This is a genomic window from Eudoraea sp. (genome assembly GCF_039969275.1).
In the GTDB taxonomy this organism is placed as follows: Bacteria; Bacteroidota; Bacteroidia; order Flavobacteriales; family Flavobacteriaceae; genus Eudoraea.
The window spans coordinates 65,399-85,201 of sequence record NZ_JBDVOC010000003.1 but is presented as its reverse complement, the minus strand read 5'-3'; the positions used below and the strand labels follow the sequence as shown (position 1 = coordinate 85,201).

The following is a 19,803-nucleotide window of genomic DNA, read 5'->3' as shown; positions in this document are numbered from 1 at the left end:
TTACAATTGATTTGGCAAAATTACGCTGTCAATTACATGGATTACTCCATTGCTCTGATTGGCATCTGCAGAGGTTATCCTGGCTATATTTCCAAAACAATCGGTTAAAATAATATCCAGGCCGTCCATCGTGGCCAATAGCTCATTACCCTGAACTGTGGTTAAACTGGCACTACCTTTACCCCTGCACATTGCCTTTAATATTTTAGAAGCTGTAAAGTTACCGGCAACGATATGGTAAGTAACCAAAGATTGTAAAGCTCTTTTGTTTTCGGGTCTTAAGAGTGAAGCTATTTTATCTGCAGACATTTTTTCAAAGGCGCCGTCCGAAGGAGCAAAAACTGTAAATGGCCCATCACTAGCGAGCGTTTCTTCAAGATCTGCAGCTTTTACAGCCACAAGAAGCATTTTGTGAATTTGAGATTCTTCAGTGCTCCGAATAATTGTTTTTTTTAAAAGATCATTGTTTACGGAGGCAAGGGAAGTTTGAGAAAAAGTAGCAAAAGAGGTCAATAAGGCAAGTAGGCTTAGGGGGGTTGCCAAAAGTTTCATGGTGTCTAATTTGAATTATTCTTGATTATCGATGAACGGTACAGCTTAGCCGACAAGATACAATTATGGCCGACACAATCATATAAGTGAAAATGCATTTCATAGAATTTAACAAAGTATTAACATTGATCAATTCTTAAACAGCATTTGTTTCATAAGTTCAATTCATTATTTTTGAATCAATTGCGAGAAAAAGAAACCCATGTTATTAAAACCCACAAATATTCGGGAACAACTCTATAAAGCTAAACTTCGGTCCTCCGAAGAACAACTTATTAATGAAGTATACTCACTCTTGCAGAAATCTTCCGAAAAAGAAGTAAAAATTCTGAAAAAAATATCTGGTAATGCCAATAGAATTGAAAATAATTTCAAATTTGATCTTTTAGAAACAGACAGGATTTTTCACATTGATCAAATAAAGGAAATCTGCATTAACTACAGACTTCGTTTTCTTGACTCAAAATATTTTAAAGGTCCGATTCCGGATAAAACCATTGATAAGATAAAACTACTGGAACAAAAGCATATTATTGAAATTGAAGGCTTTAAAATAGTCGCCCCATCAAAACTTTTCAAATTAGCCGATAAAGATGATCCCCTATTATTTGCTGCTATTGGCAATGGATATTTTTATTTAATTGATAAATGGGGTAATGACTTGCATCCATTACGCAGAATTCTGGTTTGGCCATTTAAGAATATTGTCAACCTTACATTACTTGTAGTTTTTATTAGTTGGCTAACTACACTCTTTATTCCTAACGGCCTTTTTTCAAAATCAAATTCTCAGATGGAATTCATGATAATATTCTTTTTTATGTTCAAATCTATAGCCGCTGTAGTTATTTTCTATGGATTCGCTTTGGGTAAGAATTTTAATCCCGCTATTTGGAATAGTAAATATTTTAACGCTTGAACTCATATACCAGAGAAATTGACATAAGTATTAACTTTTCCTTACGGCGTCAAATTAGTTGGTATACATCTGAAAAGGTACTCCATTCAGATCAATATTATCAATAAATGCAGGGTTGGGAATAGGTCTGACGCGCAATAGTCCCCCCTTACCGGGATCTCCTGATTTCCGATATCCAATTAAAATAAGGTTGTTTTTGGCATCATATGATACCATACTGGTATCACCAATTTGGAATTCAACTAATTGTTCCTGTTCTGATAAAAAATTCTCATAGTAATAAAGAATTGCAGTATTATTTTCAAATTCATAAACAGCCGGAATATTTGGATATGAAGTCCCGGAAAAATTCGTGGGCATTGAATAATAAAGATTCCCTATATCATCGTAATAGAAGGCCTTAGAATCTCCGAATCTAGGTTCCTTATCTTCTTCATAGCGAATGGTTGCGGTTACCGCCAATGTAGAACTACTAATAAAATTATGTAATTCAGGATAACTTACTATTATGTTGCCATCATCGGATTTAAAAATTCTTTGTACCTCAAATCCGAGATTTATATCAGCTGCTAATTCTTCAATCCCGGTATCAAGCACTATCAAGCTATTTTTATTATCATCTTCTATATCCTCTGATAAAATAAATACCTGATTATTTGAAAAAACTGCCTGTAAAGGTCTTTTATCCAGTACAATATCAACAAATTCAGGTTCTGAAATTGAAGTATCAATTATTCGAATATAATAAAGTGTCTCTTTGGCTCCTTTCCCGGGAACCTCATACCCAACGTAGAAGATATTTCCGGAATGGGCAAGTGCCCGAATAATAAGATCGCAATTTCCCAAATCATCAAAGACGACCGTTTTTTGTAAGGTGTCATTTTTAAAATCATATAGGGAAATTCTGCCTGAACAATCCGTTTGAGAATTAAAAATACTTATTTCGTTACCATCTCTGTAAGTAACTGCAGGGGAAGAAATAGCTTCAAATTCACTTACCCCTGGATCTAAAAAGATAGTCTCAGCATCGGCATCCAAATTAATAAGCGATAAAACTTCATTAGATTGCACCAATAGTGAGTAATTGGCATCAACATTCGGTAAATCTTCTTTTATATTCTGATCTTCTCCAGTATTATCACTACAGCCCAGCATAAAAAGGGCCAGCAATAGAAAGTAAATTCTGTAGGTTTGCATAGCATTAGGATTTGGGAGGTCCTATTCAGCTATACGGGTATTGCATACATTTTATCACGTTGTTCCCTTATAGCCTTGTCAGACATATATTCATCAAACGTTAAATATCTGTCTATAGTATCTTTTGGAGTCAATTCCACGATCCTATTTGCCACGGTTTGAGCGAATTGATGATCATGAGTAGTGAATATAACTGTGCCCTTAAAATTGTTAAGCGAATTATTAAAGGCTGTTATACTTTCAAGATCAAGGTGGTTAGTAGGTTCATCTAACATCAGTACGTTAGCCCTGATCATCATCATTCTACTAAGCATACATCGTACTTTTTCACCACCAGATAGAACCGTACACTTTTTTAATGCCTCCTCACCACTGAACAACATTTTACCTAAAAACCCACGTATATATACTTCCTCTCTTTCCTCTTCGGTTTTGGCCCATTGCCGCAACCAATCCACCAAATTCAAATTTTCGTTGAAATAATCAGAATTATCAGCAGGCAAATACGATTGTGCAGTTGTAATTCCCCAGTGATATTTACCACTATCAGCTTTTCTTTTGCCGTTGATAATTTCATAAAAAGCCGTTGTTGCCCTGGAATCTCTGGACAAAATGGTTACTTTATCTCCTTTAGCTAAATTCAGATTTAAGTTTTGGAACAATAATTCCCCATCCTCAGAACTTGCAGCTAAATTTTCAATATTTAAAATTTGGTCACCGGCTTCCCTTTCCTGTTCAAAAATTATTGCAGGGTATCTCCTACTTGACGGTTTGATGTCCTCAATCTTAAGTTTTTCCAACATTTTTTTTCTTGAAGTTGCCTGCTTGCTTTTAGCGACATTGGCACTAAATCGTCGAATAAACTCTTGTAATTCTTTAGCCTTGTCTTCTGCTTTCTTGTTTTGTTGTGCCCTTTGCCTGGCTGCTAATTGACTGCTCTCATACCAAAAGGAGTAATTACCGGAAAAGGAATTGATTTTACCAAAATCTATATCGGAAATATTAGTACAAACCGCATCCAGAAAATGGCGGTCATGAGACACTACAATTACCGTATTATCATAAGAAGCCAGGAAATTTTCTAACCATGTAATGGTTTCATAGTCCAAATCATTAGTGGGCTCATCCATTATTAAAACATCAGGATTTCCAAATAAAGCCTGGGCAAGGAGAACACGAACTTTTAATTTTGAATCAAGTTCAGACATTAAGGTATAATGCAATACTTCCTGAATTCCCAAATTTGATAACAAGGTAGCTGCATCGCTATCAGCGTTCCAGCCATTCATTTCCTCAAAGGTAACCTGCAGCTCTCCAATTTTATCCGCATTTTCATCAGTGTAGTCGGCATAAAGAGCATCTATCTCTTTTTTAATTTTATATAAAGGTTTGTTTCCCATAACCACAGTTTCCAGCACTGCTATATCATCATAGGCATTATGATTTTGCTCCAAAACAGACATACGACGACCCGGTTCAAGGTTTACCTTACCTGAAGTTGGGTCAATTTCACCGGAGAGTATCTTTAAAAAAGTAGATTTCCCTGCGCCATTAGCACCAATGATACCATAACAGTTGCCTTGTGTGAAGCTAACATTTACTTCATCAAAAAGTATTCTTTTACCAAATTGAACTGATAAATTGGAAACAGATAACATACTTGTATTTTTAAAATTTTTGCAAAAATAGGGAAAAATAATCCTAAGTAGCAATAATCCTCCATGCGAATAAAGGCTTTCCCAATTAACAATGATTGTGAACTTTTAACTGCGCCTTAACAGCTTCAACCTGTTGGTTTGCCTAGTTTTGTATACTGTAGGCAGCGAAAATTATATGAATAAAACTTTACTATATTTTATTATTTTTTTACTGGCAGCTTGTAATACCGCTGAAAAGAAATCTCCAAAGGTTTATTTTGGTGGTGAAATTGTAAATCCTTCCAGCGAGTATGTTGTCTTGTTTAAAGGAGACGTGGTTTTAGACACAGCACGTCTTGATGAGAATAACAGATTCTCCTTTCAATTGGATTCAGTAGATGAGGGTCTTCATCATTTTTACCACTTTCCGGAAGAGCAATACGTGTTTTTAGAGCAAGGTGATAGTTTACAATTAAGGCTAAATACAATTGATTTTGATGAATCACTTGTTTTTTCGGGAACAAATGAACCGGTGAATAACTTTCTTTTGGAAATGTTCCTGGCCAATGAATTGGAAGAAGAGTTGATTTATAAATACTATAGCCTTGAACCTGAAGAATTTACATTAAAAATAGACTCCTTAAAAAAATTAAAGCTTGAATCGCTAAACAACCTTTCATCTGAGGCTGAGCTTTCGGATGGTGCTATGGAAATAGCCAGAGCAGGTATTATGTATACTTCTTTTATCTTCAAAGAGGCCTATCCATTTTATCATAAAAAGAAAAAGGGTGAGAAATCTATTCATGATCTTCCACCTGATTTTTATGACTATCGCGCCGATATCAATTATGATCATAATGGCCTATGTTATTATCGGCCATATTATAATTTCATGAAGTATCATTTAGGCAACCTTTCATATATGGATTGCAAGAAAGGCTGTGGAACACAGATTAAGATGGCCAAAAACCAGCTTCATTTTAATCAACACAAATTAATGTTGATAGACAGTCTAATAAAGCAAAATGAGCTTAGAGATAATTTATTCAGGAATGTTGCAATGGATTATTTGCTTAAATATGACAAAGAGGAAAATATTGAAATTTTCATTAAGGAATTTCATCAAATGTCGGGGAATAATAGGCACATACATGAAATTAACGGACTATATGATGGTATAAGAAATTTACAACCTCAGAAAGAACTCCCGGAACTCTTGGTATTTGATTCTGATGGTAATAAGGTTTCTATAAAGGACCTTGGAAAAGACAGACAGGTTGTATTTTACTTTTGGTCAGCGCCAGAAAAAAGGCATTTTACTAATATGATTAAGCGCATTAATTTATTGAAAGAAAAATATCCGGAGTATACTTTTATTGGTCTAAATGTAAGAACTGAACATTCCCGATGGAATAATATGGTCGAAGTTTCACAACTAGATAAAAGCGAGCAATTTTGGACAGAGAATTTTGAAGATGTTGCGCATACCCTAATTGTCTATGATCCAAATAGAGGTATCATTACAAATGATGGCATTATTGTAGATGCTTTTGCTAACGTTTATACCTCTTTCTAGCGTACCTAGTTTGTTTGGTGGAACAAACGATTATAGATAATCATCGCCGGTTTACCCAAATGAAATTATTGAATTAATTTCCCTTATTATAATCCGCTAAAAACTTTGCTAACCCTATATCTGTTAAGGGATGTTTTAGCAGACCTTCAATAGCAGATAAAGGACCGGTCATAACATCAGCACCTACTTTAGCACAGTCAATAATATGCATAGTATGTCTTATTGAAGCAGCTAAAATTTCCGTTTCATACCCATAATTGTCATAAATATGCCTTATTTCCGAAATAAGATTTAATCCGTCTGTAGATATATCGTCTAATCTTCCTATAAACGGTGAAACATAAGTAGCTCCTGCTTTTGCCGCTAAAAGGGCTTGTCCCGCTGAAAAAACCAGCGTGCAATTTGTTCGAATGCCCTTGTCTGCAAAATATTTAAGTGCTTTTACACCATCTCGGATCATAGGCACCTTGACAACAATCTGTTCGTGTAAATCTGCCAGCGCCTCCCCTTCTTTGATCATTCCCTGCAAATCTGTTGCAATTACTTCGGCAGATACATCGCCATCAACAATGTTGCATATATCCACATAGTGTTTTAAGATATTATTTTTTCCTGTGATCCCCTCCTTTGCCATTAATGAAGGGTTTGTAGTAACCCCATCTAAAACGCCAAGCTCCTGAGCGTCTTTAATTTGATCTAAATTAGCGGTATCTATAAAAAATTTCATGTTTTTCTATTGTTTATACAACTCTTGGTAGTTGTGTTTTTACTTTTTTATGCAGCGTACAAAACTACAATTTATAATGATTCAATAACAAGCGTTCATAAACTTTATCAGGCAATATTTTCTTTAAAACCAATGAAAATTTCTGCATGGGACTTCCTACCTTATAATGAATTTTTGGATTTGTGGTATTAATAATTTTAAACACCATTTCCGCTACCCTTATTGGATCCTGACCTTCCTGTACATGATCATCTATTATGTTCAATGTTTTACTATATGATTTATAATATGGCGAAGTGCTATTTGCAGGGGTATGGTAACGGCCGGCGGCTATATTCGTTGCAAAATCACCAGGAGCCAAGTTCGTAATCTTAATACCAAAGTCTTTGGTCTCCATTCTCAGGGCTTCTGTAAGTATTTCTAAAGCACCTTTGCTGGCAGAATAAATTCCCCTATAAGGCAATCCCATATATCCTGCTATGGAGGTAATATTTATTATTAGCCCTGAATTTTGCTTTCGCATCTGTGGTAATGCAACTCTGGCCACATTAATAGGTCCGTGAAAATTGGTGTCAAAAGCTTTTTTTATTTCAGCTTCGGGCGTTTCCTCAATTGGCCCGGTTATTCCAATTCCCGCATTATTTATAAGTACATCCAGATAGCCCTCCGAATCAATTAAATTATCTATAGCCAATGTAATACTGGCATTATCTCTAACATCTAATTCTATAAGTTTAAAATCTGAAAATTCAAGATAGTTCTGCAAGTTACGCGTGGTTCCATATACCTTATATCCCTTGGATTGAAGATACAAACCAATAGATCTGCCAATACCCGAGGAACCACCGGTAATTAAAACAATTTTTTGTCTCATATACCTTGCAAATAAACAAATAAAAAGAAGAGAAAGAAAATACTGAAATCTAGATTCAGAACTCGAGTAGAGAATTATATGGATTAGAAGAACCCGTCAAAAACACAAAATAAACCGCATAAAAAAAGGCAAGCTACCTACATCGCACCGCTACAACCTCGTACCCTTGCTGCGTTCCCACCCTGGGGGATTCAGAGGGAGCTGGTCGTGTAGGACTTGCCTCGTGCAAATATACGATCAATTTAAATTTGGGGCAATCGTTTTACATTCTTATTTTAGCCCAAAAGCATTTAATAAATAATACTTTTGCTCAGAGAAGCCACAACATCAGGCTCATTAATCTTAACCCATAGAAGTACAGTCCTTTATGAATTTCATCAAGTTTTTCATCCCACTTGCAATAGCCATTCTATTCTTAGCCTGCGAAGGGGATCAAAAACCCAAACAACTATTTGAAATTGAGTTCGCCGGTAAAACAAAGGAGTTTAGAAATCTGGAGTCCGTCGCTGTATCTATAAAGAACAAAAAAGGAAAAAAAATTGACAACGTCAGCTATTCAATCGACGGGCAAATTTTGGAAATAAAGGAAGATAAATTAAGTCTCGATGTAACACGCTTAGGGCTAAAAGAAATTAAAGCTGTTATTGAATATGAAGGAAATACGGCAGAAATAACTAAAAAGATAAAGGTTTTATCTGGCACAGCCCCCGAAATTTACACCTATGAAATTGTCAATGAATTTCCACACGATTTAAATGCATTTACCCAGGGATTAGAATTTTACAATGACACCTTATATGAGAGTACTGGTAGTGGTGGAAATGCCAAATCATTCATCAGGAAAATAGATTTCAAAACCGGTAAAATATTGCAGCAAAAAGACCTGGCCAAAAATTATTTTGGAGAAGGAATTACGATTTTAAATAACAAAGTTTATCAACTCACATGGCGCAGCAGCATGGGCTTTGTATACCGACTTCAGGATTTTGAAGAGCTCAATAGATTTCAATATGGGGAAAGCAAAGAAGGTTGGGGGCTCTGTAATGACGGAAAAATGATCTATAAAAGCGACGGTACAGAAAAAATTTGGTTATTAGATCCTGAGACTCTCACCGAAGTAAGTTATATTGAAATAGTTACCAACAAATCCATTTTCAATAAAGCTAACGAATTGGAATATGTGGATGGAAAAATATATGCCAATGTCTGGCAAAAGGAAAGTATGATGATCATTGATGCGGAAAGTGGAGCCATTGTTGGGGTAATTAATATGGCCGGATTGAAAAATAAAGTTAAAAAACATGAAAATCTTGATGTTTTAAACGGGGTGGCCTACAACCCAAAAAGAGGCACATTCTTTGTCACAGGGAAAAACTGGGACAAACTCTTTGAAATAAGGATCAAGAAAAAATAAGATGGAGGCTTTTGAAAAAACGTTAGTTGTACAACCTGATGATCTTGATGACCTAAATCATGTAAACAATGTCCGCTATGTACAATGGATTCAGGATATTTCCAAAGAACATTGGCAGCACCTTACTTCTAAAGAAATTCAGGAACGTTTTATTTGGGTGGTACTCAACCATAACATAACCTATAAAAGCGCCGCCGGTTTGGGTGATGTTATTCTTCTTAAAACATATATTGAAAATTCTAAAGGAGCAATTTCTACAAGGGTTGTTGAGATGTATAACGCTGCAACCAATGCTCTTTTGGTACATTCAGAAACAACATGGTGCCTTCTTAATCCCGAAACACTCAAACCCATACGAATTTCAGAAGAAATTCGTTCTATTTTTGCAGATGTGACAAGGAATCCTAGCTGATATGATATGCGCCAAAGTCTTTTTATTATACCAATCCTATTGATAACACTTCTCTGGTGTTCTTGCAGGAAGGATTTTCAATACGAGACCAGCAGTGGCAATTTAGAGTTTTCAAAGGATACGGTCTATTTAGATACCGTTTTTACCAATATTGGCAGTAGTACATATTCTCTAAAGGTCTACAACCGATCAAATAACGATATACAAATCCCAAATGTGCGGCTGGCACAAGGTAGTAACAGCAGCTACAGATTAAATGTAGATGGAGTTGCCGGTAAAGAATTTGAAAATGTTCCTTTGATGGCAAAGGACAGTCTATTTATTTTTATAGAAACAACCTTTGATATTTCGGCACTAAACCTAAATGAATTTTTGTATACAGATGCCATCCTTTTTGATGAAGGGCCCAAGCAACAGGAGGTGCAATTGGTTAGCTTAATCAAAGACGCGATATTCCTTTATCCGGCGGAAAATGCAGATGGAACTAAGGAAACTTTACTCTTAGGACTGGACAAAGATGGAAATGAAATTAGAATAGAAGGATTTCTGCTCACCGATGAGCAACTAAGCTTTAGCAATGAAAAACCTTATGTTATTTATGGATATGCGGGGGTGGCATCAGAGAAAACGCTTAATATAGCTGCAGGCAGCAGAGTGCACTTTCACAAAGATTCAGGAATATTAATAGGGGAAGGTGCTTCCCTTAGCGTTAACGGCACTTTAAGCATGGATACACTTCTTTTGGAAAATGAAGTGATTTTTGAGGGTGACCGCCTGGAACCTGAGTTCTCAGAGGTGCCGGGACAATGGGGAACCATTTGGTTGGCTCCCGGCAGTATTAACCATACCATAAACCATCTTACTATCAGAAATGCTTCCGTGGGATTGCTGGTAGAAGGGGACCCCTCCTTAGATCCACCAAAACTTACCATTAGTAATTCTCAGATCTATAACAGTCTGGCAATAAATATATGGAGCAGATCCTCCTCAATTAGTGGAGAAAATATGGTTCTGGGTAATTCGGGGAACGGCTCATTAGTTTGCGAGAATGGAGGTAGATATTCATTCCTGCATAGTACCATTGCTAATTATTGGAGTAACGGATTCAGATCGGGAGCCGCATTGCAAATCAGTAATTATAACCTTGTTGAGGATACAGGTGCAAGTGGACAAGACCTGACTGCCAGTTTTATAAACTGTATTGTAGATGGTAATACATTTCTTGAACTCTCATTAAATTCTAATGAGACAAATTTGTTTGACTTTTCTTTCTCCAATTGCCTGCTTAAATTTAACGATACGAATAATCAATTTGATACAGATCCCCTGTATGATTTTGATAATGAAACATACTACAACAATGTTTTCCTGAATGAGGATACTGATTTTTTAAATACTGCAAAGAACGATTTCAGACTGGGTAATTCTTCTTCAGCAATTGGCAAAGCAGACCCCGCAACGGCATTACAGGTACCCTTAGATATTCTGGGAACAGATCGTACTTCCGAACCCGATATTGGGGCCTATGAATTTATTACTGTAGAGCAGAATTAAGCTTCATTTGTTAAATTTGAAGGAATTTTCTTTCAATATTCTTGATTTTCAACACTTTATGTAGAAAAACCTTAATTATTCTATGGTAAAAATAGGGTGTCTTCTCAAATAGGTTTACTACTTTGTACCCAAATAACCCGGCATGGAGTATTCTTATACCATAATTGATTCCGACGCCACCTCAAATTTGCAGTTGCAACACTATTTGGAGGACTATGGGGATTTTGTGTGTAATAGTCAAGCCAGAAACTGCGAAGATGGCTTAAATGCTATTCTCAAATACACTCCGGATGTTGTTTTTATTAACCTGAACGACAAGGCTTTTGAATATTTCCACATGGTTACTGAATTGTATCAGTATGTTAAAAATATTCCGTTTTTAATTGGGATCTCTAAAAGCAAAGAATACGCATACAATGCGATTAAAAACAATTTCTTTGATTACTGGCTGATGCCTTATAATGAATTTGATATACGCAAGACCTTGTTACGCTTAAAAAAACAATTGCCAAAAGAAGATGTTTCACATACACTTTGTCTTAAATCTTACAATGATTACCAATATCTGGATACCAATGAGATACTCTATTTAAGGGCAGACAATAATGCAACAGATTTTGTTATGAAAGACGGAAGCAAAATAAGTGCCTATAAAACCCTTAAGACTTTTGAAAATCAGTTACCCTCCAATTTTATACGTGTTCACCAAAGTTATATTCTTAACACCCATTATGTCTCCGGTATTAATTATGGAAAATCTACATGCTTCTTAAAGATTAGGAAAACGCAACTGCCTTTCTCTAAATCATATAAAGAAAATATAGATGGCTTAAAAAAGATTTTATCAAAAAACACGATTTCTCCCTCCAATTAAAGGAATACTTTCAAAAACCTGTCGAATACTCATAGATTAGGTACGTATACTATTACTTTTTTTTTTACACAATAAGTTTTTGGCTATCCTACTAGATTAGTCTCATGCTAGTCAATTAATAATTAACCACTTAAAAAATCAAAAAGATGAAAAAAGTTTTAAGCATTTTCGCAATAGTAGTATTTAGTTTCGGATTATTTTCCTGTGAAGCAGATAACAGCACTGAAGACCAGGCTCTATATGAACAGGGAACAGACGGTGATGACACCCCAGTTGGAGGTAGAGGTAATTAATACTACATTTATATATAAAAATTCAACCCCTTCAAATTTTATAAATAATTAAAAAGCCTTAAATAGTGTATTTAGGGCTTTTTAATTATCTTGTATTAGAAGCAATTAGTTTCTAAGTGTTATGGTATGTAAAAAACATATACTTCTAATATCGCTATTTCTTCTTTTTTTTTCCTGTAAAAAAGAAAATCAATCTGCTCAATTAAATAGTACAGTTCCCCAATCAGATAGTATCCGGCTTTGGATCAAATATGGTACAGATGTAAACCTGCCTTTAAAGGCCCGTAGCGAATTTTTACTAAAAGCCTATAGCAATGCTACCAGTGAATTAAATGATTCCTTAAGGTTGAACTATTACGCCAAACTTTCCCTGGCTTATCTAAATCTAAAAGATTCTATAAATTTCAGAAGGATTAACAAAAGGGCCCGGTTTCTCTCTGAAGAAATTAAGGATTCTGCGGTCCTCGCAGTATCACATTGGGATCTGGGTGATTTTTATAAGAATAATTTTATTAAGGACAGTGCCTTTTACGAATACGGACAGGCAGAAAAAATTTATGCCAGCTTAAAAGACAACAATCTCAGTGGCCGGTTACTACTTAGAATGTCTGTAATACAAAAGGATATAAAGGATTTTACCGGGGCTGAAATTAACCTCATAAATGCCATTGAACTCTTCCAAACTGTAGAAAATAATGAACAATTGTTCCTCTCTTATAACTTATGGGGAACTCTTGCCAAAAGTTTAAAGGAATATGAACAATCACGGAACTATTTTTCTGAAGCCGAGGAGTACCTCAATAAATTGCCAGAGGAATTGATCGTCAATTATCAAAACACATTGAGCAATAATATTGGGAATTCCTATAAGGAACAGGGAGATTATATAAAAGCTATTCCATATTTCAATGAGGTATTAAGCACAAATAGTTTGCGGATTAAGAATCCAGATAGATACGCCCTTGCTCTCGATAATCTAGCCTTTAGCCAATTTAAAACTGGTCATATGAAAAATTCCGAAGCCAATTTAAAAGAAGCTTTGGAAATTAATATCCACGAGAATGATCTCGAACAAACTGCTATGAGTCACTTCCATTTAGCGGAGTACTATTTGGCTAAAAGAGATACTTTATTAGCCATGACAAATGCTCAGGAGGCTCTTGAAATAGCCAAACAAAGCAATGATAACAAGCTTATTCTTGAAACATTGCAGCTTTACCCATTACTGGACCCGGAAAATGCGCAGTCTTATCTGAAGGAATATTTGGTTTTAAATGATAGCCTGCAGGAAGAAGATCGTAAGATTAGAAACAAATTTGCCCGGATCCGATTTGAAACGGATGAGTTTATAGCCGAAAACCAACTTTTGGCAAGGCAAAGGCAGTTATGGATAGGCATTGCTATAGGCCTTTTTTTATTGGCTATTTTAGTCCTTATTATTATTTCGCAACGCGCCAAAAACCGGAATCTGAGATTTCAACAACAACAGCAGGAGGCCAATCAGGAAATTTTTAACCTGATGCTCGCCCAGAACCAAAAATTGAAAGAGGGAAAACAAACTGAGCAGAAACGAATTTCAGAGGAACTTCACGATGGCATATTGGGTGAAATGAACGGTATTCGCATGATACTTTTGGGCTTAAACAAAAAAGCGGATACTAGTGCTATAAACATGCGTGGAGAGGCTATTGAAAAGCTACAAGGTGTGCAGGAAGAGATACGAACAATTTCTCACGAATTAAACGATGCTTCTCATCAAAAATTCCATAACTTTATAATATCCATTGAAGATTTGTTGAAAAATATTTGTGAAGCAGCTAATCTGGAGTATCATTTTAACTATGATGAAGGCCTTGACTGGGATTCTTTAAGTGGCGATATTAAAATTAACCTCTACAGGATCATACAGGAAAGTCTTCAAAATTGCATTAAACACGCCGCCGCTACCAGAATTAATCTTGAAATGGACTCAACAGATCATGTATTAAAAGTTACTTTAGAGGATAATGGTCGAGGCTTTGATGATAAAAAAGGCAAAAAAGGGATTGGCCATAAGAATATTACTTCCAGGGTAAATAAATTAAACGGGGACTGGAGTTTAAAGAGCAAACCTGGAAAAGGAACCCTTGTAACGGTAAAGGTGCCTTACCTTTTACCGGAATCAAAAATTGAAATTCAAATAAACGGAGAAGAAAAATTTAGGACAGTAGAAAAAACACAGGAATGAATACGATTAGGATTTTAGCGGTAGATGATCATGAAATGACCACCATGGGTTATAAATTTATCCTTGAGGACACAGAATTTGATGATTTCAAGGTTCGCGTGGATATGGCAAAATCGTTCGATCAGGCTATTGAAAAAATTGAAAATTCGGTTACATCATTTCAGTATGACATCTTATTATTGGACATTCAATTATCTCAATCAGGTGAGGGACCTGTGAAAACAGGGGAAGATATCGGAATCTTTGCACGGAAGACCATTCCAAAAACAAAAATTGTTTTTATGTCCTCATTTAGTGATAATTACAGAATAAACAGTATTCTTAAAACTGTTGATCCCGAAGGATATATGGTGAAAACTGAAATAGATCCTAAGTCTTTGCAGGCTATGGTCAACACCGTAATATCTAATCCCCCTTATTATACGCAAAAAGCACTTGCCGCCATCCGTAAAAAGATGGCTAATGATGATATTGTACTTGATGAAAAAGACAAAAAAATACTTCATTACCTGTCTATAGGTACTAAAACCAAAGATATGGTCAACCATGTATCCTTATCGCTACCAAGTATAGAGAATAGAAAACGCCACTTGAAAGCGGTTTTTGGGGTTGAAAAGCAAAACGATCAGGCCTTGATTACCGAATCAAGAAACAGAGGTTTCATCTAATTTCTCTCCATTCTTCAAAGAAAGAAAACCCATTTATTTTATTTGACCACTATTTAATTGCAAAATAGCAGTGAAACCTTATATATTCTATGGTTTTTATATAGCCTACTGTTGTTATTTAAAATTAATTTTGATATAAACCAAATTATTTTTCTGTTAGCATGTCGAACAAACAGGATAATTTTAGATATAATCTTAGGCTTAAGTTAGACGACAACCCACAAATTGAGGGATTGGTCGAATTTAGAAAGAGTTTGGAAAAAGATTATTTTGCCAATGTAGCGATACGTAATTGCTCTTCTGATAGCGCACGGCAAAATTTAGTTATTGAAATGGATTGCAATCTAAAATTGGTTGAAATTCTTTTTCATTTACAAAAAGGAACCTGGGGGAAAACGTACCCCGCAAAGAATAGCTGGTTTAAAAGTTCCCCTTTTTCAAAGGCATTGAAAACTTTGAATAAATTGAACAACAGGGGAATTGATATTGAAGAATTGTCTATTTTTTTAAGAGATTCCTCAATTATCATTAAGAATATATATGAAAATAGTATTGAAGAGCAATTTGGGAAGATTCTTCATACTATTGCCAAACACTATGTCTATTTTACCAAAAGACTTACGGAAACTCCTTATGAAATATATATTCCAGTCTTTGAGGAAGACCATTTTGAAAATGCCAATAAACTAAAGAATATTAGAAACGGAAATAACAATAAGAAAGACTACTTTGAATATTGGGGTCTCTATTTCGATTCTGAAAAAGATGCCGTAATCTATGACCTGAACAAAAAATCAATCATTTTTGGTGACTTATTTATGTTACATCATTGATTAAAATGGAAAATCAATAAATAGGGCTATTGGTTTTCCATTAAACGGTTTTTACTGTCCACCATTAAATAACGGAAGGTTTTTCATTAATTTATTTACTTTTTCTTTTACCTTCACAACCACTTCCTCTTCTTCCGGATGAGTTATCACTTCATCAATTAAATCTACAATTGCCGTCATATCCTGCTCTTTAAGACCTCTGGTAGTTATAGCTGCAGTTCCAAATCTAATTCCTGAAGTTATAAAGGGCGATTTATCATCAAATGGAACCATATTTTTATTTGCTGTAATGTCTGCTTTAACCAGAATGTTTTCAGCATCCTTTCCAGTAATATTTTTATTACGAAGATCTATAAGCATCATATGATTATCTGTACCTCCAGAAATTATCTTGTAATCTTTAGCGACAAAAGCCGCAGCCATGGCTTCAGCATTCTTCTTTACCTGCAGCATATAATGCAAAAAGTCATCTGAAAGTGCTTCACCAAATGCTATTGCCTTGGCTGCAATTATATGCTCCAAAGGCCCTCCCTGATTTCCCGGAAAAACGGCTAGATTAATTAAGGCAGACATTTTTCTTAAATTTCCATTTTTCAGTCTAATACCAAATGGGTTTTCAAAATCCTGCCCCATTAAAATCAACCCTCCTCTGGGGCCCCTAAGGGTTTTGTGCGTTGTTGTCGTAACAAAATGACAGTGTGGTATCGGATCATTTAAAATTCCCTTAGCAATTAGACCAGCAGGATGCGCAATATCTGCCAATAAAAGGGCATCTACACCATCAGCAATTTCCCTAAATCTTTTAAAATCCATATCCCGGGAATAAGCCGAAGCTCCTGCAATAATCAACTTAGGGCGTTCCTTTTTGGCTATTTCCTCAATTTTATCGTAGTTTATTACCCCGGTTTCTTCATCTACACCATAAAATACCGGACGGTAAAGCTTTCCGGAAAAATTAACAGGAGAACCATGAGTAAGATGTCCCCCATGTGAAAGATCAAAACCTAAAATTGTATCCCCGGGTTTTAAACATGCCTGGTAGACCGCCGCATTAGCCTGTGATCCTGAATGCGGTTGAACATTTGCATATTCCGCCCCAAACAATTCTTTTGCTCTGTCTATTGCAAGTTGTTCAACCTTATCAACTACTTCACATCCGCCGTAATAGCGCTTGCCTGGATATCCTTCAGCGTATTTGTTGGTAAGAACGGATCCCGCAGCTTCCATTACCTGGGGACTTGTGAAATTTTCGGAAGCAATAAGTTCTATCCCATTTAATTGCCGTTCTTTTTCCTCGTCAATTAAGTTAAATATTTGATGGTCGCGTTGCATAAAGTTATCCTTATATTATTTGAGGCGTAAAAGTACAAATTGATAGACGTTAATAAGAAGAAAATAATATATTTGATTAGGAATTTATCAAACAAAAATTAACAATTATATCATGTCTTCAAAAACGAATGATCCATCCAAAAAAACCTGGCTACCCGTGGCCCCTAATTCTGATTTTCCAATACAGAATATTCCTTTTGGTGTTTTCCTGACACGGGATGATGTCATTACAATTGGTACAAGAATAGGGGATCATGCTATTGATCTTGGAGCACTGCATCAACTGGGTTATTTTAATGGAATTCCACTTACTGATGATATTTTCCTTCAGGACACATTAAACGATTTTATTTCAGATGGTCGTAAAACCTGGCGTTTAGTGCGAAATAGGATTAGTGAAATTTTCGACATTAACAGTACAATACTAAAAGAAAACCAGGAACACCGCACGATTGTTTTATTCACCTTGGATGAGATAGAAATGCAACTGCCTGTGCAAATTGGAGATTATACTGATTTTTATTCGAGTAAAGAGCATGCGACTAATATAGGTAGTATGTTCCGCGATCCGGAAAATGCCTTGTTACCAAATTGGTTGCATATCCCAATTGGTTATCACGGGAGAAGCTCCACCATAATTCCCAGTGGAAAGAATATTAGAAGACCTATGGGTCAGACATTACCCAAAGGGGCCGACAAACCAGAGTTTGGACCTTCTAAAATGGTTGACTTTGAATTGGAAATGGCCTTTATAACAACAGATGCGAATAAATTAGGGGAATCTATACCCATAGACGAGGCTGAAAAATATATTTTTGGACTCGTTTTACTTAACGACTGGAGTGCCAGGGATATCCAAAAATGGGAGTATGTACCCCTTGGGCCTTTTATGGCAAAGAATTTTGCCTCTTCTATTTCTCCTTGGATCGTTACACTAGAAGCTCTAGAACCCTTTAGGGTTGAAAGTCCAAAACAGGATCCCAAACCCCTCCCATATCTTCAAAAAGAAGGAAAAAATAGCTATGATATTCATTTAGAAGTTTCAATAGCCCCAGAGGGAGGAGATCCTTCGATGATTGCCAAATCGAACTTTAAGTACATGTACTGGACAATGTCGCAACAGTTATCGCATCATACCTCAAATGGTTGTAAGGTACTTAGTGGCGATCTTATGGGTAGTGGTACAATTTCTGGTACAACCCCTGATTCTTATGGCTCAATGCTAGAATTGGCGTGGCAGGGAACAAAGCCTGTTAACCTTCAGAATGGTGAAAAAAGGACGTCAATTCAAGATTTCGACACTGTAACTTTAAAAGGATTTTGTGAAAAAGATGGTGTGCGCATCGGGTTTGGTAAGGTTGAGACAAAATTGCTTCCTCCACTAAAAGATAATCCTTAAATCCAGTGAACTAAAAGATCATTTTACCGAATTTATACGATACATTATCGTTTTTCGTTATGAAGTATATGTGTTTTGGCACAGCTATTGAAAACTGCTGTTAAAACGCTTAAATATTTTATCATGAAAAAAACGATACTCTTTACGACAATTTTGGTTCTTTTAATGGCATGTGGAGGTGTTAAAAAAACCCAGGAGGCCTTAAATACGGGTAATTATTCCGCTGCCATAAATAAGGCAATAAGAAATCTGGCCGATAATAAAACTAAAAAAGGCAACCAACCCTATGTGTTACTTCTTGAAGAAGCCTTCAAAAAATATACACAAAGGGAATTAGAAAATATTGCATTTTTAAAGAAAGAAGGCAACCCTGCCAATTACGACGCAATATTTAATGGGTACAGCCGCCTGAAAAATATTCAGGAACGAATAAAACCACTTTTACCCTTGCAGGTATATGAGGAAGACAGGAATGCCAGGTTTTCTTTTACCAATTACGATAATGAGATACTTGTAGCAAAAGATAATTTATCTGACTATTTGTATAACAACGCTTCAGAGCTGTTACAGAATGCGAGTTACAAGGAGGACTATAGAAATGCCTATAGGGATTTTGAATATCTTAATGAATTAAGTCCGGGATTTGCTGATAGCAGGGCAAAAATGGACGAAGCCTATATCAAAGGGTTAGACTATGTTAAAGTAAACATGGTTAATGATACAGAGCAAATAGTACCTGAGCGTCTGGAAGAAGAATTATTGAATTTTAACACTTACGGCTTAAACGACCAATGGACACAGTATCATACCAATCCATTAGCTGAAGTCAACTATGATTATGAAATGGAGGTAGCCTTCAGAGCTATTAACATCTCTCCTGAACAAATCCAGGAAAAGCAGATTATTAAGGAAAAGCAGATTAAAGATGGGGTTGAAGTACTTGTTGATGCAGATGGTCGAGTAGTAAAAGACAGTCTTGGTAATGAAATAAAGGTTGACAGATTCAGGACGGTAAGTTGTAATTTCTATCAGTTTACCCAGCTTAAATCAGCACAAGTTACTGGTAATGTTAGCTATATAGATTTACAAAAGAAGCAGCAACTCAATTCATACCCTATTAGTAGCGAATTTGTATTTGAGCATGTTTATGCAAATTACAACGGTGATAAAAGAGCACTAGACAATGATCTTGTTCCACTTTTAACCAGGGTTGCCGTGCCATTTCCTTCCAATGAGCAAATGGTTTACGACGCGGGTGAAGATTTAAAATCAAGATTGAAGGACATCGTCGTGAGGCACAAGTTTAATTAAAAAC

The 19,803-nt window shown here is 35.8% G+C and carries 18 protein-coding genes and 1 other RNA gene; 12 read left to right on the top strand and 7 right to left on the bottom strand.

Annotation, left to right across the window (positions count from 1 at the left end):
- Positions 1-552, bottom strand: a complete 552-nt coding sequence (locus ABJH90_RS01295; protein WP_348141762.1) for a fasciclin domain-containing protein — start codon at positions 550-552, stop codon at positions 1-3.
- Between the two features lie 202 nt (positions 553-754).
- Between ABJH90_RS01295 and ABJH90_RS01290 the strand changes: the two genes are divergently transcribed.
- A complete protein-coding gene (locus ABJH90_RS01290; RefSeq protein ID WP_348141761.1) occupies positions 755-1,471 on the top strand; it encodes a hypothetical protein in 717 nt (238 codons plus the stop codon).
- 54 nt (positions 1,472-1,525) lie between these two features.
- Here the strand turns inward: ABJH90_RS01290 and ABJH90_RS01285 are convergent, their stop codons facing one another.
- Together ABJH90_RS01285 and ABJH90_RS01280 are read right to left on the bottom strand one after the other, a co-directional pair.
- The gene (locus ABJH90_RS01285; protein WP_348141760.1) at positions 1,526-2,668 is read right to left on the bottom strand and encodes a hypothetical protein; all 1,143 of its coding nucleotides are present in this window, start codon (positions 2,666-2,668) and stop codon (positions 1,526-1,528) included.
- Positions 2,669-2,697: 29 nt separating this feature from the next.
- Positions 2,698-4,326: an ATP-binding cassette domain-containing protein gene (locus ABJH90_RS01280; RefSeq protein ID WP_348141759.1), complete on the bottom strand. Its 1,629-nt coding sequence runs from the start codon at positions 4,324-4,326 to the stop codon at positions 2,698-2,700.
- Between the two features lie 175 nt (positions 4,327-4,501).
- Between ABJH90_RS01280 and ABJH90_RS01275 the strand changes: the two genes are divergently transcribed.
- Positions 4,502-5,881, top strand: a complete 1,380-nt coding sequence (locus ABJH90_RS01275; RefSeq protein WP_348141758.1) for a transaldolase — start codon at positions 4,502-4,504, stop codon at positions 5,879-5,881.
- 73 nt (positions 5,882-5,954) lie between these two features.
- On the opposite strand, the gene fsa is transcribed toward ABJH90_RS01275, so the two are convergent.
- The 3 genes from fsa to ffs form a co-directional block, all read right to left on the bottom strand.
- A complete protein-coding gene (gene fsa, locus ABJH90_RS01270) occupies positions 5,955-6,608 on the bottom strand; it encodes a fructose-6-phosphate aldolase (RefSeq protein WP_348141757.1) in 654 nt (217 codons plus the stop codon).
- Positions 6,609-6,672: 64 nt separating this feature from the next.
- Positions 6,673-7,482: an SDR family oxidoreductase gene (locus ABJH90_RS01265; RefSeq protein ID WP_348141756.1), complete on the bottom strand. Its 810-nt coding sequence runs from the start codon at positions 7,480-7,482 to the stop codon at positions 6,673-6,675.
- A 123-nt stretch (positions 7,483-7,605) separates the two neighbouring features.
- Positions 7,606-7,704, bottom strand: an RNA gene (ffs, locus tag ABJH90_RS01260) — signal recognition particle sRNA small type.
- Positions 7,705-7,849: 145 nt separating this feature from the next.
- On the opposite strand from ffs, the gene ABJH90_RS01255 reads away from it, so the two are divergent.
- The 8 genes from ABJH90_RS01255 to ABJH90_RS01220 all read left to right on the top strand — a co-directional run bounded on the left by ABJH90_RS01255 (position 7,850) and on the right by ABJH90_RS01220 (position 15,757).
- Positions 7,850-8,896, top strand: a complete 1,047-nt coding sequence (locus ABJH90_RS01255) for a glutaminyl-peptide cyclotransferase (RefSeq protein ID WP_348141755.1) — start codon at positions 7,850-7,852, stop codon at positions 8,894-8,896.
- Between the two features lies 1 nt (position 8,897).
- Positions 8,898-9,308, top strand: a complete 411-nt coding sequence (locus tag ABJH90_RS01250) for a thioesterase family protein (protein WP_348141754.1) — start codon at positions 8,898-8,900, stop codon at positions 9,306-9,308.
- A gap of 39 nt (positions 9,309-9,347) precedes the next feature.
- Positions 9,348-10,862 carry a hypothetical protein gene (locus ABJH90_RS01245; protein WP_348141753.1) on the top strand — a complete coding sequence of 505 codons (1,515 nt, stop codon included), beginning with the start codon at positions 9,348-9,350 and terminating at the stop codon, positions 10,860-10,862.
- Between the two features lie 142 nt (positions 10,863-11,004).
- Positions 11,005-11,736: a LytTR family DNA-binding domain-containing protein gene (locus ABJH90_RS01240; RefSeq protein WP_348141752.1), complete on the top strand. Its 732-nt coding sequence runs from the start codon at positions 11,005-11,007 to the stop codon at positions 11,734-11,736.
- A 146-nt stretch (positions 11,737-11,882) separates the two neighbouring features.
- Complete coding sequence (locus tag ABJH90_RS01235; protein WP_348141751.1) at positions 11,883-12,029, top strand: hypothetical protein; 147 nt, start codon at positions 11,883-11,885, stop codon at positions 12,027-12,029.
- Between the two features lie 121 nt (positions 12,030-12,150).
- Positions 12,151-14,256, top strand: a complete 2,106-nt coding sequence (locus ABJH90_RS01230; protein WP_348141750.1) for a tetratricopeptide repeat protein — start codon at positions 12,151-12,153, stop codon at positions 14,254-14,256.
- Complete coding sequence (locus ABJH90_RS01225) at positions 14,253-14,924, top strand: response regulator (RefSeq protein ID WP_348141749.1); 672 nt, start codon at positions 14,253-14,255, stop codon at positions 14,922-14,924. Before ABJH90_RS01230 ends, ABJH90_RS01225 begins: the two co-directional genes overlap by 4 nt.
- 161 nt (positions 14,925-15,085) lie before the next feature.
- Entirely contained in the window at positions 15,086-15,757 is a 672-nt protein-coding gene (locus tag ABJH90_RS01220) for a hypothetical protein (RefSeq protein WP_348141748.1), read from the top strand.
- Positions 15,758-15,808: 51 nt separating this feature from the next.
- Here ABJH90_RS01220 and glyA read toward each other — a convergent pair whose 3' ends face one another.
- Positions 15,809-17,089 carry a serine hydroxymethyltransferase gene (gene glyA, locus ABJH90_RS01215; RefSeq protein WP_348141747.1) on the bottom strand — a complete coding sequence of 427 codons (1,281 nt, stop codon included), beginning with the start codon at positions 17,087-17,089 and terminating at the stop codon, positions 15,809-15,811.
- A 112-nt stretch (positions 17,090-17,201) separates the two neighbouring features.
- Here glyA and fahA point away from each other — a divergent pair, with 112 nt between their 5' ends.
- Both fahA and ABJH90_RS01205 read left to right on the top strand, forming a co-directional pair.
- Complete coding sequence (fahA, locus tag ABJH90_RS01210; RefSeq protein ID WP_348141746.1) at positions 17,202-18,488, top strand: fumarylacetoacetase; 1,287 nt, start codon at positions 17,202-17,204, stop codon at positions 18,486-18,488.
- Between the two features lie 123 nt (positions 18,489-18,611).
- Positions 18,612-19,799, top strand: a complete 1,188-nt coding sequence (locus ABJH90_RS01205; RefSeq protein WP_348141745.1) for a hypothetical protein — start codon at positions 18,612-18,614, stop codon at positions 19,797-19,799.
- Positions 19,800-19,803: the final 4 nt, after the last annotated feature.